Source organism: Enterococcus sp. CWB-B31, assembly GCF_020567645.1.
In the GTDB taxonomy this organism is placed as follows: Bacteria; Bacillota; Bacilli; order Lactobacillales; family Enterococcaceae; genus Enterococcus_L.
This window is the reverse complement of record NZ_JAJDJW010000003.1, coordinates 53,076-69,860: the sequence shown is the minus strand read 5'-3', so window position 1 is coordinate 69,860 and position 16,785 is coordinate 53,076. Positions and strand designations below refer to the sequence as shown.

Below are 16,785 nucleotides of genomic sequence, written 5' to 3'. Positions count from 1 at the left end.
TTTACGAGCTTTTCTTGCGGATATGAATATCCAATTCAAGCTCATCTTCTTTAAAAATCAAGTACGCTCCTTGTCTAACACTCAACGTAACCCACACTCCTTTGGGAATCTCTCTGCCCTGCTGAATGCCTTTCACTTTTCCTTTTATTCTCATTTTCAATGTATTTTCTTTGCCAACCTTAAACTGAACTTTCCTGCTGACCGGCATCTGCTCACGAATAGTTTCTTCATAAAGTAAATCATAAAGTGTCACTGTTTTTTGACGCTGGAAAATATTAGCCGACCAGTTTTGAATCGGAATATCTTCCTGATTAGGTGTCTTTGTAAAACAGCCTTCCAAGGCATCCGCAAAAAAATAGTCGGCATTTTTATCAAACAGCTGATTTTTTCTCCTGAATAAAATGAAAGCAATCCCTCCTGTAATGAGTAAAATCAGTCCTCCAATGAATGAATAGAATACAATGTCATTTTTCTTAGTTTTTGTAGATTTCTTAGCGGTCTCAGCCATTTTGATGTCAGTGGAAATTTTCGCCGGCTTGTTTGCTGCAGTCTGATAGGAAAAAGTATAGTCATCATGAATCGGCTGGTAAAGTGTGATAACCACTTGATTTTCCTTGTTTTCCACCAACGTTTTTTCGTTCTCTTCGTAAGTCAGATTTTCGATCGCCTTTTCTGCGTTCATGGTGACTGTGATCTGTTCAATTTTCTCAAGCTCATCAGCCGGAACCGGCACTATGAATGTAAAGGTTTCTTTCTGCTTTTTTTCATTTTCCTGATCAATTTTTGCTGATACAGTTGTCTGATGATTATAAATATCTGTAACAATCTGCTTTAGTTCCTGCTGATTCTGTGCAGTATAGCTCTGCCCGCCAGTCTGTTCTGCCCACTGATTCATCGGCTCCTTATTTCTATATTCCAGTTCACTGTACTGAATAATGTATAAAGGAGATTCCAACGCATCCAATGCATTTCTCACATCCCTGTCAATATCCTCTTGAAGCCTGTTAGGATTACCGCTGTCAGCTTCCGTATCTCCATCTGAAAGCAGTATAATCATGCTGCGATCTTTTCTCGCTTGAGAAATTTTCATTATCCGTTGTGCCGTTTTCAATCCTAAACCAACATCTGTCCCTTTAATAGGAGTGATTCCTGCAAACACATTTTGCCACTGAGCTAACATTCCCTCTCCTTGTATCTTTGTCAGCTGCTGATCCTTGACAATACTGTCGTTATACAAGATATACCCCATCCGGTCATTTTCTTTTGAACTGATGGACGCCATTGTCTGAACAGCTTCAAATACATGTTTTCCGGGATCATGTGCAGCCATGGAATAGCTGATATCAACAACAAATAAAATGTCCTGTCCACTTTTTTCTTCTGCATAGCTTAAACTGCTGCAGCTGAATAGAGAAGAAAGAAAAGTAATTACCAGAAGAATTTTTATTTTTTTCATTTTGTACTCTCCTTAATCAACAATTAGTTTCCGATTTTTTCTTACTTCCACTGCTTTCCGATACCTGTTGTTTTTTACCTCAATCAAAATACTGTTCAACTGCGCATGAACATGTTGTGCATCGCTGACATCGATCTCCTGCTGAAGACGCTGATAGAGATAATAGTAAAGAGCTTTTTCTCCAACAATCCCATGACTTTGCAGTATTTGCAGACAGAAGTTTTGGTCCAGCGGATGTTGACTGTTGAATTCCTGCAAGTAATCGCAAAACAACTGCATCATTGGAGGGGAAATTGCTTTTTGTCCGTATAAAGAAATCGTTTGATAGATTGGATTGACCGTATTATATTCCGTTATCAAATCTTCAAACCCCTGATACTCTTTTCGGAGATAGGCTCCCGGTTTCAATTTGAACCGTATTAGCTCCCATTCATTTTTTCCAAGCTGTTTCTGATCCGTAAGTTCAATCACTGCTTCCTGAAGAAACATATCCTGATTTTCAGTTGCTTTTGGGCTGGCAATCTTTAAAATCAGTTGATTATCTGAAGCAAAATAAGGAATTTCCACTTCCTTATCCAGAATTAAAATCTGCTCATTTACCTTTAACAGTCCCGGTTGAATCATCAGTTTTCCTTCGTCTATCAAGCAGTCAAACCCATGGAGAATCCCATTTTCATATCCCGAAAATGATCCCTTCATAAAAGACAACGGCAACTCCCGCATTGCCTCCAGCATTTCTATTTTTAAAATTCTTCCTTTTTGAAAAATAGGATATTTTGTTTGAAACATCTGTTCTCCCCCTCCTTTGTAGCTGCTGTTTTTTATTGTTCACATTGCATTTTTGTACTATATTGAATCCGAATAAACATTTAATTCTCATAGAAAATATAAAATATCTATTAGAATTAAATACTTTACCGAAGTACTACACTTTAATAACCCAATTATTCGTAAATAATCAGTTCGTTTGGAGAATTTTTTCCATTAATTAAACCCTTTTAAGCTGAGAGAATTATCGAATCTTGGGCATTTTTACAAATACACCAGATTTTTGAAACCTTCTGCCAGACAAATAATTTTCTACTAGCCTTTTACCATCCACTCCTTTTAAATCTTCAATAGTCCTTATACCAAACTCTTCCAATCCCTCCACAGGATTATAACTATTCTTCCAGCCAATATCTTTAATAAAATCAAGTATCGGATAAGGCGAATAGAGACATTCCATTTGATGTCTTAATTCTACACTTTTATAATCAATTAATTTATTGAGGTGACCATCAGCCGAAGAATTCAACGGTTCTGAGTTATTTTCCATAAAAATAGTCATTCGATCAAAGCAAAAAGAGGTCAGAGTACTTTTTATTATTGAATCCGAATATAAATCTTTGTCATCTGTCAGTACACCTGCATAGGGCAGTGCCTGTATAGTCTGCTGAATCCATTCGCTTTCTGCTCCATCCAGCAAAACGTACTTATCATTTAGAATATGCTGAATTTTTCCTTTGGCACTTGGTATCGTATAAAAGAGTTCGCTGATTTGATTGTGATCATGTATAAATGCAAAATTCTGACCGGTTTCCATATCCTTCATCCATTGGATTGTTTCAACGACTCTATTATCTTCAAGCTTGAATTCTGTACTCACCTGGTTTTTATTCCAAATAAATACTTTTGAAACGGCATTGGACATGGTTAGAAGCAGACGTCCAAAAGAGTCATAGATGTATCCTTCCGGAATACCGTCATCAATTTTTACCTGCATCAAATTAGAAGCCAAATACTGATATCTACTCGTTGATTGATTTGTTTGTTTTAAAATAATGTGCCCACGTCTATCTTTTTGGATATTCGAATTAAACTGATTTTTTATTGTCTGATTTATATTCTTAGATTCTATAGAGTAATTTTGAACTTCAGAAAAATTAGGGCTAGTAATTTCAGAATTCTCTGGTTTTCCTTGATGATCAAGCTGCTTAATAATTTCCATTTCTCCAATTATTTGTCTAACTTCTTGCCCGAAATTTCTGGTTTCTATTGTCAGATTATTGTCCATAAACAGTAACTTTTGCATTTTCTGATTTTTCCCATAAAAGATCCGCTCAAAAAAGTATTCTCTATTTTTTACTGATTCTATTTTTCCAGAAGAAGTATACGTATAGTCAACAAATACTGGTTCAAACTCACTCACCAGAAGATGGGAGCTTTCTGAAAGGATGTTTCCTCTTTTATCATAAGTAAGGCGTATTTTTGAAAAAGCATTCTCTGCTTCTATTATCTGTCCCAAGCCATCATATTCATAGTTGTCCCAGTTTCCATCACTATATAGAACCTCATGAATATGATTTCCTCGATCATGGTTGACTAAGACCCAACTGTTATCCCCATAAATTATTTTGTTGGTCCGACCAACAAAGTCATATTCAAAACGCTTCTCACCAAAACCAGACAGACGTTCCTTCGAAATTTGTCTCAATTCATTTCGCTCTACCTGATAAGCAGTCGTTCCATTCTTTACTATTTTTGCCAGTTTTCCTGAGAAATCATAGGTAAGCTTGAGCTCAATGTCGTTTGGCAGCTTTAAATAAGAAATTTTATTCAGGGAATTATATTGGAGCTGACACTCCCACCCCTTATCTTTGTATTGAATAAGATTGCCTAGAAGATTGTACGTGTATTCTTTTTCAATCGCACCATTTTTTTCAATCTGGATTAATTGTTGTCTTGCATTATATTTATACTTATCTATTTTATAGTAATCAGAATCTTTCTCCTCTTTTAGGATGCATTTCCCATAAGAATTGTACTTCCAAAGCAGCTGCATATTTTTATTTATTTCTTGTTTAGATATCTTCCCCGTATCATCATAGAAACACTGGACTTCTTTCCCATTTTCAATATAGTAGGTTAAAAGATTTGTGCGAGCTTCATAAGCCCCTTCAAAAATAACAGTATTGTCTTCCACTATTTTTTTAAGTCGACCTAGCTGATCATACTCATATTGAATGTGTATTCCAGCTCTATCAATAAATGTGGTTAATGCGCCATACTGATTATAGTCATAGATTTCTTTTGTTTGTCCATTGTATGAAGCTGTTGTTAGCCAACCATACTCATTGTACCTATATGTAATTACCTGACCGGTTTTCATTTGAACAGCGGTTAAACGAAACAGCTCATCATAATCAAATAATTTTCTTCCACCCGTCGGATATTCAATTTTTTTCACCAATCCATAGCGATTATAAAAATATTTAGTGATATTTCCATAGTAATCCTTTATAAGATTACAGCCCTGTTCTTCAATATATTCGATCCAGCCTTCTTCAACATGTCCATCTCCCCACGTGTGGATGACTCTGCCAAATTCATCATATGTCCAGTGAAATTTCATTCCATTCTTATCACGGCGCTCTATTAATAAATGATTTTGATTATAGGCAAAGTGAACACCTGCCCCTTCACTGTCTATAACAGTGATTAGATCGCCAGACTCAGAGTATTCGTACTTACTTAACAAAGTATTGTTTGCTGAAAAAGACTGAATATATCCTTGTTGATTGTAGTCCACGGTAAAAGACTGTTTATTTGAATCGACTATTTCTTGAATCTGTCCAACTTCGTTATAAAAGAGCTCTAGAATAAAGCCGGACGTATTTTCAATTTTCTTCAAATAAAAATAGTCAGGATTTTGACTACTTTGACAAAAGTGAAAGGTCTTTTTTTCTTCCCTGTCAAACAGAAAATAAGCTTCCTCTTTTTTAGACAATCTTACTCGTTTAGCAAGATCCTCAAGACTTTCGCCCTCAAAAACCCATGAATATTCAGCTATTTCACCTGTTGACTTTATATGGTAGACAACACCGTCTTCTATATCTGTTTCTAAATGCTCATCATAAGAAAACGACACTCGGTTACCTAAAGAACCGGCTCCTGCATTTGAACTATCCCACATCCATTGCCATAGGAACGGAACTTGACCCTCAGTTTCAAAATCGGTTTGCTGATAGCTGCAGGCTCCGCTGACTAGATCAACAGGATCAAAACCAAAGTGACGAAGAGCAGGATGTAAGTTACGAGTGTCTATCTTATTGGAAAATGAACATTTCTCATGAGTATTTATAGCAGATAACACTTTACTGTTCTTGTATGAGCAACAGCTACTGTTGAACATAAGTCATTGCTCCTTTCTTTGAAAAAATCTAGTTTTTTTGATGCTAAAAAATCTAAACCCTTATTCTACTTCACTCAAAACACTCATCTAGCTTTTGACAACTTGATTAGTGAGCGTATTAGGACCTTTCCTTCTTGATTCCCATCTAGTGCTATATATTTCCTTTTTATTTTTTAAATATTCAAATTTATTTCATCTATATTATCTTGCACTGACATTTGGATCAATCTATTGCCAAATTGTTCTACAAGACCGATTTCACTTTGTACATAGAAACAACACCTGTGCTTGCGTTCATCATTATCAGCTATTTCCAATGTTTTTTAAATCTTCCGTTTGGACATAATATAATTGGTAAATTGAAATGTATTCAGATTTTGCACTAACTTTTATTTCTAATAAATTTGAATATTCCCAATTTTTTTCTATCTTTATAGTATCCATATATTCTCTTTGAAACTATAAATTATATATATCATTATTTATCTTTACGCAACCTGCTTCTAGTACTACTAATTTACTCCAAATTTCTAATATAACTTTTCCACAACCATTATATTGCTTCAACCAAGCTTCATCCTTACAGTCTAAGGAAACATTGATTATATTATTTGATAAATTAATACCTGTGAGCTCTAAATAGTCCTCTTTTTCAGGTGGATATATTGCATTTCGCTCATTTGTTGTATTGTTTATAAAGTAAAATGTACTAACATTCAAAAATTCTACTCTATAATTCGTTATTACCTCATTTTCTAGCAATTCCAATACCAAAACTAACTTATTTTCTAAAATATCCATTGAATAAGCTACTATTTTTGATTCAAATAATTCATTCATTCGTTGCTGAACAGACATTTTGGTTTACTTCCTTCCTGAATAATTATTTATTATATCAATGATCTCACTCATGGAGTTTTCGCTAAGATCAATATGAGTTAATCCTCTATCACTAGAAATTATCCCATCTGACGTCAACGAACCTTTACCATCTATACTAACTCTATAATAGGGGTTACCTCTTCCACCACTCACCTCATTCATAATTCGAACAACAATAGATTTTCTTCCATTTGGAATTTCAACTTTATAACCATTCTTTAATTGAGAAGCCACTCCTCCTAGGGAACTAGCTACTTCATTTGCCAAAGAGTTCAAAGAAACGGATGGATAGATACCAGTATACATCCCACCCGCTGCCATATCCTCTGGGCGTGGGCCTAATGTAATACCATTGCCTACATCTTTTGCTGGATTTTGTGTCGTAACATTGCCATAAGGATTCGTGTATCCCGGAATGCTGCTGATTACATTGCCATCTCGATCATAGACTTTGCCTATTGTCGTGACCCCTGTTGAGCCCATTGCCCATGCCGGCGGTCCCATCACCGTAACACCATTATTAATTTTCGAAAGTCCATAAAAAACGAAAATAACTCCGCCTGCTAATAAAACTGGCCAGCCCACTGCAGAAACAATTGCTCCACCTGCACCTTTTACCATTATTAGCAGCCCTGAACTTCCTACTGCCAGATACCCATATTGCTGAAGTGGATTCATTCCTAATGCAGCATCATTTAACTGAGGCAGTATGCTGTTTCCATTGCTTCCCCCGCCTCCCTGACCACTGTCAAGGATCGAAATACTTTCCGGTGACGTACAATCACAGCTTAACTTCGAGTTCAATGTCAGTGTTTCAATGGTTGTAAAGGTTGTCAGACTTTCAGTATTGCTCCATTCTAAAAATTCCGGCTTGCATTGGATCTCTTTCTTCTCGTCTTTTTCCTTCTCATACTTTTCTGACAGCTTTTTACAAATACCGAAATCGTTTTCCTGAATTGCCTTATCATCCTTGGTTAAGCCCTGCATCATGCCAATGTCTACACTGCCAAAGCTCATATTCATCAAATGAGCCTCTTTACTTCCTTCTTTGCATGTTACTGTTGCCCCGGCTACTACAAAGGATGGACTGCCTCCTCTACCTGATCCCGAAGAAACTGACGTTGCCTCAGCCAGGTTTTCAATACTTAGATGACTTCTAGGTATCTAAAAGATTTTCTGTGCCACCATTCACTAAAAACCATTTTGTATTGATTAGCAGTTTTTCATCCTTCCAACTTAATTCCCAATCAGTTCTAAATGTATTTGAAGGCCATGAATTATTAATATGCCCTTCACTTTCCTTTAGGAGAACACATAACTTAAATTTGCAGACTGTCTAGAATTCCCTGACTTTGTTCTAGCCAACATTCAAGCAAAGAATGTTCGATTTCAGTTCTATAATCTAATCTATAATCCATTCTAAATTCATCATATGTTTTACTACAAGGTGTAATCTCTGATGAATGATGTGGATAAATTGGGCTCAATTCTAGATATATTTTATTTTTATAGTTGTATAACCACAATGCATGGATATCTTTCCCAATACTCATCCAAATTGGAGAAAGTACAGGTAAAAAAAAGTCAGAGTCAATATCTTCATTGGTGAAATAGCCTTCTCCTAATTCAAAATGTTCTTCTATAATAGGGTATTCATTGGCTAATACTAATTTCAAAGTGTTACAAAAAGATTTAATTCCTTCCGTAAGATAGTCATTAAAAACTAGGTACTCTTTTCTGTCCAGAATTAGATAAACCTCACACTGATCAAAATAGTGGAGAATCATACCTTCTCTATAAACTTCATTTTTGGAATCAATTTTTAATACAATTTTATTCGTTTTATTTAATGAAAAAATAAATTCTTCCATCTCTATGTTAGTCCTCCTTTTTTATTATCTTTCCTTTTTTATTAACCCATCCCAATTTTCTTAAAAGTCCTTTCACTTTTTCATTCACTTCATCCCATTCTTCTACATGTCCATGGTAAAGCCCAGGTAAAGTTTGATCTATTATTACAATTTCTCCATTTGAAATAGCAACTCTTCTATCAGTATTTGAGCTAATCGGAACAGAGTTGTCTAACGCATGCTGCCCATCAATTGGCTTTTTACTTTTCACAGAATTACCTACATTAGTATGATAAGGTGCATCTTCGTATAAACCAAACGGGTGACCAGAAACTGATGGATAAATGCCAGTATACATCCCACCCGCTGCCATATCCTCTGGGCGTGGGCCTAATGTAATACCATTGCCTACATCTTTTGCTGGATTTTGTGTCGTAACATTGCCATAAGGATTCGTGTATCCCGGAATGCTGCTGATTACATTGCCATCTCGATCATAGACTTTGCCTATTGTCGTGACCCCTGTTGAGCCCATTGCCCATGCCGGCGGTCCCATCACCGTAACACCATTATTAATTTTCGAAAGTCCATAAAAAACGAAAATAACTCCGCCTGCTAATAAAACTGGCCAGCCCACTGCAGAAACAATTGCTCCACCTGCACCTTTTACCATTATTAGCAGCCCTGAACTTCCTACTGCCAGATACCCATATTGCTGAAGTGGATTCATTCCTAATGCAGCATCATTTAACTGAGGCAGTATGCTGTTTCCATTGCTTCCCCCGCCTCCCTGACCACTGTCAAGGATCGAAATACTTTCCGGTGACGTACAATCACAGCTTAACTTCGAGTTCAATGTCAGTGTTTCAATGGTTGTAAAGGTTGTCAGACTTTCAGTATTGCTCCATTCTAAAAATTCCGGCTTGCATTGGATCTCTTTCTTCTCGTCTTTTTCCTTCTCATACTTTTCTGACAGCTTTTTACAAATACCGAAATCGTTTTCCTGAATTGCCTTATCATCCTTGGTTAAGCCCTGCATCATGCCGATGTCTACACTGCCAAAGCTCATATTCATCAAATGAGCCTCTTTACTTCCTTCTTTGCATGTTACTGTTGCCCCGGCTACTACAAAGGATGGACTGCCTCCTCCACCTGATCCCGAAGAAACTGACGTTGCCTCGGCCAGTTTTTCTGTCAGTGTCATTGGCCCAAAAATCTTTCCCTCGCTCATCTCTCCTTCTCCTTTTATTCTCTGATTTACAAAGCTTTCATCGTCACCAGAGTCAATAGTAATTTTAACATAGGGTAACTTACCTTGTATCCAATTTCATGCTTATCCATTGTTGAATTTTTTTATCGATCAAATGCATCATTGGAACTTATTCCTGGACTGCTCATCGAATACCCCTTACTCAAAACTGGATTGATGCTTTTCTGCTGCAAGGTGCTTCGTCTCCACCCTGTCATGCAGCTTCATTGATGCCGCACTGTTAAACAACGGTGTATCAATGCTCAGTGGTGTGATGCCCATTCCGGATAATTGAATTTTATTATTCAATTTGTTCCATATCTTTGGTGCGTTATTCTGATTGATCACTTTCATCCCCAAATTGATGCTCTTGACCTCAGTCCTTGTCGCAGCCAGTGGTTTGATTTCTCTTCTTCCAGAACTGATTTTCTTCAATGTCAGATTGTTGATATACTGCTCTGACTTTTGCTGATTCAGCTGCCTGATTAATTGTGTCGTTTGAGCGGTGATCAAATTAACCGGACTAATTGCTGAACTGGCTCCTTTATTTACGACTCCGAATCCGCTGCCGGATGTACTTCCTCCGCCAGATGATTTGTTTGCAGTACCATTTTTAACAGGCTGAATTACATTAATTTTATTTGTTTGTTGGCTGTTTGCTGCAGCAGCTATTTTACTGACCGGCAAGTTTTGTTTTGTACTAGTTACATCTATTTTTTTTGAAGCAATTTTCGTTTTAGTATTGCGTGCTTTGACTCCTGATTTTAAAGAGATGTTGCCAAAAGTAATTTTGTTATTTACAGCTGACTGAGCCATTTTGTTTACTGGTTTTATCTCCCTAGTCATTGTTGCTTGCTTGTTTTTTTTAGCAGGAGCATTGACTGAAACAGATGCACGCTCTATTTTCTGTGCTGCAATTGGCAATGTTGCAGAATTACTTGATGTGTTGCTGAAAATCGGTGTGATTCCCACTGCCATATCCCGCAAGTTTCCATTTTGTTTTACCGGGAATGCTTTTAATTCAGTATTTTTCGTAGGCACAGCTTTAATTACATAGTTGCTCAAAGATAATTTCGCTCGGAAGTTCGAACTAAGCGGTTTGAGCTCTTTATTCTTTTTATTCTCTTCAGATTCCCCCGCTTTTACTTCTTTTGTTTTATTCATTGTCGGAATCATACTGTTAGCCAAAAGTGCGGCTGATTGAAGAGCTCTTTGCCCTTTATCCAAGGCGTTTAGATCAAGCATTGCTGGAATCATACTGAATACCTGCTGGCTGATCTGGACTGCATCCAGCTGCTGTATAGGGGTGACATCGGGATTGCGTTTCTTTCGCTGATTTTTATTATTTCCTTCTAATGCTTTATGTATCGCTTTAACACCAGACCCTCCTGTATATTGAAGATCAGGACTCGCCAGCTGAATATCCGCTGCCACTATAATGGAACTTATATTTTTCCCCTGCAAGGTGACTCCTTTATCCCCACTGACAGAAATGGACTGAGAGCTGGAAAAACTGACATTCCCTGAAGAATGCATATTAATTGAACTCGAACTGTTGATAGCAATATTGCTATTATCCGTTAAGGTAATGGACAGGCCATCATTGGAAACAACTGACAAATCTCCAGATGTTAATGAGATTTTTTTGCCTTGCAAATTACTTAAAATTTTCGTTGTCGGATCACTCATCTGGCTGCTGTATGATGCAGTATTGGAACGTATCCCCTGAGTAACCATTGCATTTCTTTCATTAGTCTGCGGAAAATAAACCTTAACTTTTGAACCAATTTCAGGCATGTAATACGCAATGTTACTTCCTTCAGTAACATAGGGAAGCCAGACTGCCTCATTCTTCTTTTGTTCCTGATCAATATCTAAGTGAACCCTGACCATATGCCCTTTTACTGACAATACTGTTCCAGTGATTGTCACACCAATATTTTTGACCGCTTCACTTTTTATATAAGCCAGCGATTGTTCAGGAGCAGCTTTATAAGTAAATATCAGCAAGCCTGATTTCATTTCCGCCTTCTTTTCAATGATTGAAAACAGCTGATCTTTATGATAAAAATAGTCACCCAGATGTGATTCTTTGTAAGATGAAAAACTTGTCTGCTGAAATGCTGTCAATGATTCATTGTTATCGAAATTATGAATTCCTTTTTCATAGCCTTCATAACATTTGGAAATCGAATATTCTGTTGCCGGAACGGAAACAGCTTTTCCTTTCTTCAACCCTATCCAAAATCTAGCTCGTGACTCTTTTATATCCGGAACTAAAAATGCTTGATTTCTACTCGTTAATCGTTTCAATAATTCCCAGTCTGTTTCATCATATTGAAGAATCATCTGATTGATTGTCTGATTCTGATTTAGAACTGTAATAAACTGACTGTTCGGATAGTTTGCCAAAACAGCTGTATATAAATTCTGATAAGAAAGTACTTTGTTTTGGAAAGAGCGTTTTTGCCTCTTGATATCCAACTGTTTTGTCATTGAACAAATCTGCAGTTTAGCCTGCCACACGTGATTCTTCATAGAAACACTAATGTTTTCAATTAATCCTGCAAACAGCACCTCTTTTGTCTCTTTATTTTCGAGACGAATGGCTTCATTCGCTGTTGAAGTATTCATAAGATACAAAGCAGTGTCCTTCTCAAGACAAACACAAACATTCATTGCAGCATGCTGATTGATTTTTTGTATATAGTTGACTGCTTCAATATGCAGATAAGAAAAGCTGCACACCAGCTTCATATTCGAAAACGTAATTGCCTGATCCATATTCTCACTCCTAAGCTTCTTTATACTTGAACGGCTCCAACTTTTTATTTTCTTTTATTATGTACAAGCAGCTTAGGGAATTCTTTGCACATTTAAGAACGAAAGAATTCCCCTCATCCCTGCCTTTATTTATCTCCTTCACTCTTCTCCAAGTTTGATTGCCCGGAGATCCAAACACCAAAATAGTCTTTTGTCTGTTCCTGCGATAAGCCGCTCCAAAATATAATCAGGCTTGTCACCAGCAGCATCGTTCTAAGTGAGACTAAGGGAGAAAAATTAATGATAGAAATGACAATATTTAGACCAAAAAATATTGTCATAAGAGTGTACATTTTCGGCTTCCCAATAAAAATACACACTTCAGTCCCCAGCCTTACCATGATACACAACAGATAAAAAAAACACTATTTCAATTAAAAAGAGAGCATCTGACAACATAATTCCTATAAAACCAATCATCGACAACACTATTAATCCCGCATCCAGTACCTAAAAGATACTTATCCAGCGTATCCGCTTCGGTAACTTCTTTTTTATCTATGGCTTTGGCTCATCCATTTCTATCCCCCAAAATCAAACTCATCTTTCTTTCTCTGTTGTCACAGATTCTCCATAACCAAAATAGGCTCTCGCTTTCTCTGATCTCAAATCAGCCCAAAACCAGATAAGGAAATAGGCTGAGAAGAAAGCCTGCCCTTTTAAATCGTTGATATTGCTTATAATCAGCTGTACAGCATTTAGCCCGAGCAGAAGCCTTAAATGATTGTACCTACCTGGCACCTTTTTATATATGCAAATGAAAGGAGCAATTTTTATTACAGCAGTAAACACTTCTCCCAGGATTTCTCCAATAAGAATCTCTCGTCCATTCAAAGCTGCTGAAATGGTCATTACAATAATAATTGTTGTAAAAACCCCATATAACAGCCACATAAAACTGATCAGCTGTATCCCAAGAGGTAAAATAATTTCGCTTTTCTTTTTTTCCATTTCATCCAACTCCATTTTTTTAATACTCTAGTTAACTTTAACACTGGGTCATCTCACTCTTTTTGTAAATCATTGCACCAGATTCTCTTTTATTCTGCTTTGGCTGCTTCCCCATAGGCAAAATACGCCTTTGTTCTCTCTGTTTTCAGATCTGACCAAAACCAGAAAAGTAAAAAGATTGAAACGATAACCGTTACTTTAAAAAACATTATCGTGGTTATAACAAGCAAAACAACATTCAACCAGAAAAAAATCTTTAAATTGTCATACATTTGCGGTGTTCTTTTATAGATACAAATAAAAGGGCCGATTTTTACTACCACAGACAACAATCCCATCACTAATCCAAACCAAAAAAATGCGCCAAAACTCATAGTTTCTATAATTAAACGAGGCAGCATAATTGCTGTTATCCCTCCATTAAGCAACCAAATCCAACTAACCCACTTTATACCTACCGGCAATGTTGCCTCTTTGTTCGTTACTTCTTTATTTGTTTCTTCCATTTCGTCAAACTCCCTAACTCTATTTTTATTTTTCTATCATTCCTTTATTTATAACTTCCTTTTTATTTCTCACTCCTTATTTCATTCCATCAAAGAAATTGATTTCCCAGCTTTCATTCTCAAATGGAAAATACTGTTCCTCTCCCCGCAGCAGATTGCCATTGAGGCGGGTAATCGGCAAGACATAAAAGCCCCAGTTGTTTTCATTGGCATACACAAAGAATTTCACTTCCTCATCCTCGATATTATCCACATCATCCTGTCGAATATAGCGGGTATAGCTGCTGTTAATCTCCTGATAAGCAACAGGAACATATGCCGTCAACTCATTCTGATAGAGGAAGCTGGTATGCACCTCCTGCTCCTCACTGCGCAGAAAGAAACGAACTTCCCTGACGTTATGATCTTTGGAGATGAACCCACTGACCTGTGTAATCTTGTCATTGCGCAGCAAAAGCTGAACTGTCTCGCCATGATGATCCGCCGCATAAACCGTATAGGGAATTTCTGGTACCGCATTAATCAGCTTCGGTCGTATAATTGCTGTTTTACAATCCTCCAGATAACGAATTGAACCGTTCAGGCAGGACAGCTTCAGCTCCATCAGCGCATTGTCTTTCTTCTGTCGAAACTCGATATTTTTACCGGCTATAAATTCCTTTAGGGCTTCTCTAAACAATGGAATCTTGCAGGATTGACCGGTCATCTTAATGATTGAAAAATCCTGCAGCTGCTGATTTTCATACAGATCCTCGAAGAATTTCTTCACAATCGAATAGATATCCCCTTTAATCAGGCTGTTCATTTCATTGCGGTTAATGTGCAGCTCTGGAATCTGATAGACATAATCCAGCAGATTATTTTTACGGACGGACAACTTAAAGCCTTTCAGCTCGCCCAGCAGCAGCTCTTCTTGTTCCAGTCCTGATGCTCCAATACTTAGCTGCCAGCTGTCGGAATAATCATAAAAGCGATGTTTGACCGCTTCAGCCAGCTTCCACAGGAAATAGTAATTGTTTTGAACACGTTTATAGGTATCGTAATTTTGATTCTTATATCTGCAAAATTGGGTCGGCAAGATTTCCTCCACTTCTTCATAAAGCGCCTCAAATCGCTGATAGAATGCCTGAACACCAAATTCATCAATGGCTCTGTAACCATCGTCTGCGCCGCCCGGAAACCATTCATCCACGCTTATATATGGCTCTTTCATATAAAAAGCGGCAAAGCGGATTTTCAAAAATTGAAGAATACGATAGGTTAAATTGTTTCCGCCAAAATTAACATCCCCATTTTCAAAGGTTGTCTGGATGGTCACACGGTAGGAAACCCGGCTGTCCTCGATTTTGAACACACAGGAAGACATGTCGGTTGTTCCGCCGCCGCAGTCAAAAATCAGTGCCTGATACTCTTCTCCGTGGAGAAAATTTCTTTGATCGATTTGACTGGAAATCGTATTATAGAGAACAGAAATCCCTTCATCCAGGGCATGCTTCTGATCGATTTGATACGCCGGAAACAGCTCCTGAAACATGGAAATAAACTGATGCTTCATTTTAACCGGACTGGAAACATGCAGATGAACAAAGCGGCATTTGAACTGCTGTTCGGCATGTTGAATCATGTATTCGATAAAGGCTTGAATAATTGAACCTCGAGTAACCTCGGCTTTATTTCCCAGTAAATCCACAAGCTGTTCTTTCTGATCATAGGAATGAACCCAACGCTTCAGCTCATAAAAGGTTGTTCCAAAATGATCATCGATTCGGGAAAACTGACTATCGCTTAAGGCCTGATAACCAAAGCAATAGGAAATTGGCTGATCTGGATGACAGCTTTCCACACTGACCGCTGACGGCAGCAAAGACGACCACTCTCCCGGCAGCTGATTCCCGGTTTCAAATTGCACATAATTAATTTGATCCTTCTGCAGACTGCCGTTTAACAGCTCATGAGCATTCATCAGCTCTTCATATTCGCTGCCCATATAAACACCAGCCGTCGAATTGCTGGTCCCGAAATCAATCGCCAGAATCTGTTTAGTTACAGGCAGCTCTGCAATTTCCAAATCCAACAGCGGTACATCATAGTAATCCACCGGTGCATTCAGCAGCCGCTCATTTCCCGTATAAATATCAAATAGATATTCAGACTCCAACGCTTTAAAGTACAGCAGATGATAAACTTTATTGTTGGATGGTGTAACGGGCATGCTTTTATCCATACATAAAACAAATGTCTGGTTTGTATCGTCAATGGCCCGCAATGTAAAAATACCGCAAAGCTGCTTTTGATCGTTCACTAAAAGAACATTTGAGGTTTGCAGAAAAGGGGCTGATGTTTCTACAATATATTGATCTCTCGGCTCTACACTCAGCCCTTTGTAGACAGTCAGTTTTGCCGGATTGAGAATCATTTCCCGTGAGCTTAGTTCTTCACCCAAATGATTGTCCACCAATTTTTCCACTCTGGAAAAGCCGGCGCTGTCATAATTCTGAATCAGCGTATCCTCATTAAGCCCGCGAAAATGCAGAATCGTTTCAATAAACCGGTCCCGGTCCAATGAATTGGCAATCCCTTTAACAAGCTTTTCCTTATAACAAATATCCCTCAGCTGCAAGGTCGTTAAGCGTTCCAACGCCGGCCGGGAGTATCGATTCATATTTCGTTTCTGGTAGCTTTTTTCTAAACGTGACTGATACAGACTCATTGACTACACCTCATTTATTTATTGCTTAGAACATATCTGAAAAACTCCAGTGATTACTATTTTCGAAAAAGTTGAAATAAACAAACGCTAAACATTGGATGAATGCTTTCACTTTTATAAACGCATACCAATCCTTATACTGCAGAAAAACCTTATATCTGCGCATCTCACCTTGTTCGGTTCT

At 37.6% G+C, this 16,785-nt stretch carries 12 protein-coding genes; all 12 read right to left on the bottom strand.

Annotated features, from left to right (window positions below; all coding sequences use genetic code 11):
* Position 1: 1 nt before the first annotated feature.
* The 12 genes from LI954_RS04495 to LI954_RS04440 all read right to left on the bottom strand — a co-directional run bounded on the left by LI954_RS04495 (position 2) and on the right by LI954_RS04440 (position 16,601).
* Positions 2 to 1,456: a vWA domain-containing protein gene (locus tag LI954_RS04495; RefSeq protein ID WP_229443798.1), complete on the bottom strand. Its 1,455-nt coding sequence runs from the start codon at positions 1,454 to 1,456 to the stop codon at positions 2 to 4.
* A 12-nt stretch (positions 1,457 to 1,468) separates the two neighbouring features.
* Positions 1,469 to 2,245, bottom strand: a complete 777-nt coding sequence (locus tag LI954_RS04490; RefSeq protein WP_229443797.1) for a hypothetical protein — start codon at positions 2,243 to 2,245, stop codon at positions 1,469 to 1,471.
* 223 nt (positions 2,246 to 2,468) lie between these two features.
* Entirely contained in the window at positions 2,469 to 5,630 is a 3,162-nt protein-coding gene (locus LI954_RS04485) for a DUF6531 domain-containing protein (RefSeq protein WP_229443796.1), read from the bottom strand.
* 459 nt (positions 5,631 to 6,089) lie between these two features.
* Positions 6,090 to 6,488: a hypothetical protein gene (locus LI954_RS04480; protein WP_229443795.1), complete on the bottom strand. Its 399-nt coding sequence runs from the start codon at positions 6,486 to 6,488 to the stop codon at positions 6,090 to 6,092.
* A gap of 6 nt (positions 6,489 to 6,494) precedes the next feature.
* Positions 6,495 to 7,646, bottom strand: coding sequence for a PAAR-like protein (locus LI954_RS04475; RefSeq protein WP_267491430.1), 1,152 nt, complete (start codon positions 7,644 to 7,646; stop codon positions 6,495 to 6,497).
* Positions 7,647 to 7,831: 185 nt separating this feature from the next.
* On the bottom strand, positions 7,832 to 8,383 hold the full coding sequence (locus tag LI954_RS04470; protein ID WP_202067750.1) for a hypothetical protein: 552 nt from the start codon (positions 8,381 to 8,383) through the stop codon (positions 7,832 to 7,834).
* A 7-nt stretch (positions 8,384 to 8,390) separates the two neighbouring features.
* A complete protein-coding gene (locus tag LI954_RS04465) occupies positions 8,391 to 9,593 on the bottom strand; it encodes a PAAR-like protein (protein ID WP_229443793.1) in 1,203 nt (400 codons plus the stop codon).
* 177 nt (positions 9,594 to 9,770) lie between these two features.
* On the bottom strand, positions 9,771 to 12,395 hold the full coding sequence (locus LI954_RS04460) for a contractile injection system protein, VgrG/Pvc8 family (protein ID WP_229443792.1): 2,625 nt from the start codon (positions 12,393 to 12,395) through the stop codon (positions 9,771 to 9,773).
* 125 nt (positions 12,396 to 12,520) lie between these two features.
* Positions 12,521 to 12,727, bottom strand: coding sequence for a hypothetical protein (locus tag LI954_RS04455; RefSeq protein WP_229443791.1), 207 nt, complete (start codon positions 12,725 to 12,727; stop codon positions 12,521 to 12,523).
* 247 nt (positions 12,728 to 12,974) lie between these two features.
* Complete coding sequence (locus tag LI954_RS04450) at positions 12,975 to 13,385, bottom strand: hypothetical protein (RefSeq protein WP_229443790.1); 411 nt, start codon at positions 13,383 to 13,385, stop codon at positions 12,975 to 12,977.
* Between the two features lie 89 nt (positions 13,386 to 13,474).
* Positions 13,475 to 13,891, bottom strand: coding sequence for a hypothetical protein (locus LI954_RS04445; RefSeq protein ID WP_229443789.1), 417 nt, complete (start codon positions 13,889 to 13,891; stop codon positions 13,475 to 13,477).
* A gap of 76 nt (positions 13,892 to 13,967) precedes the next feature.
* Positions 13,968 to 16,601, bottom strand: coding sequence for a hypothetical protein (locus LI954_RS04440; protein WP_229443788.1), 2,634 nt, complete (start codon positions 16,599 to 16,601; stop codon positions 13,968 to 13,970).
* Positions 16,602 to 16,785 lie beyond the last annotated feature (184 nt).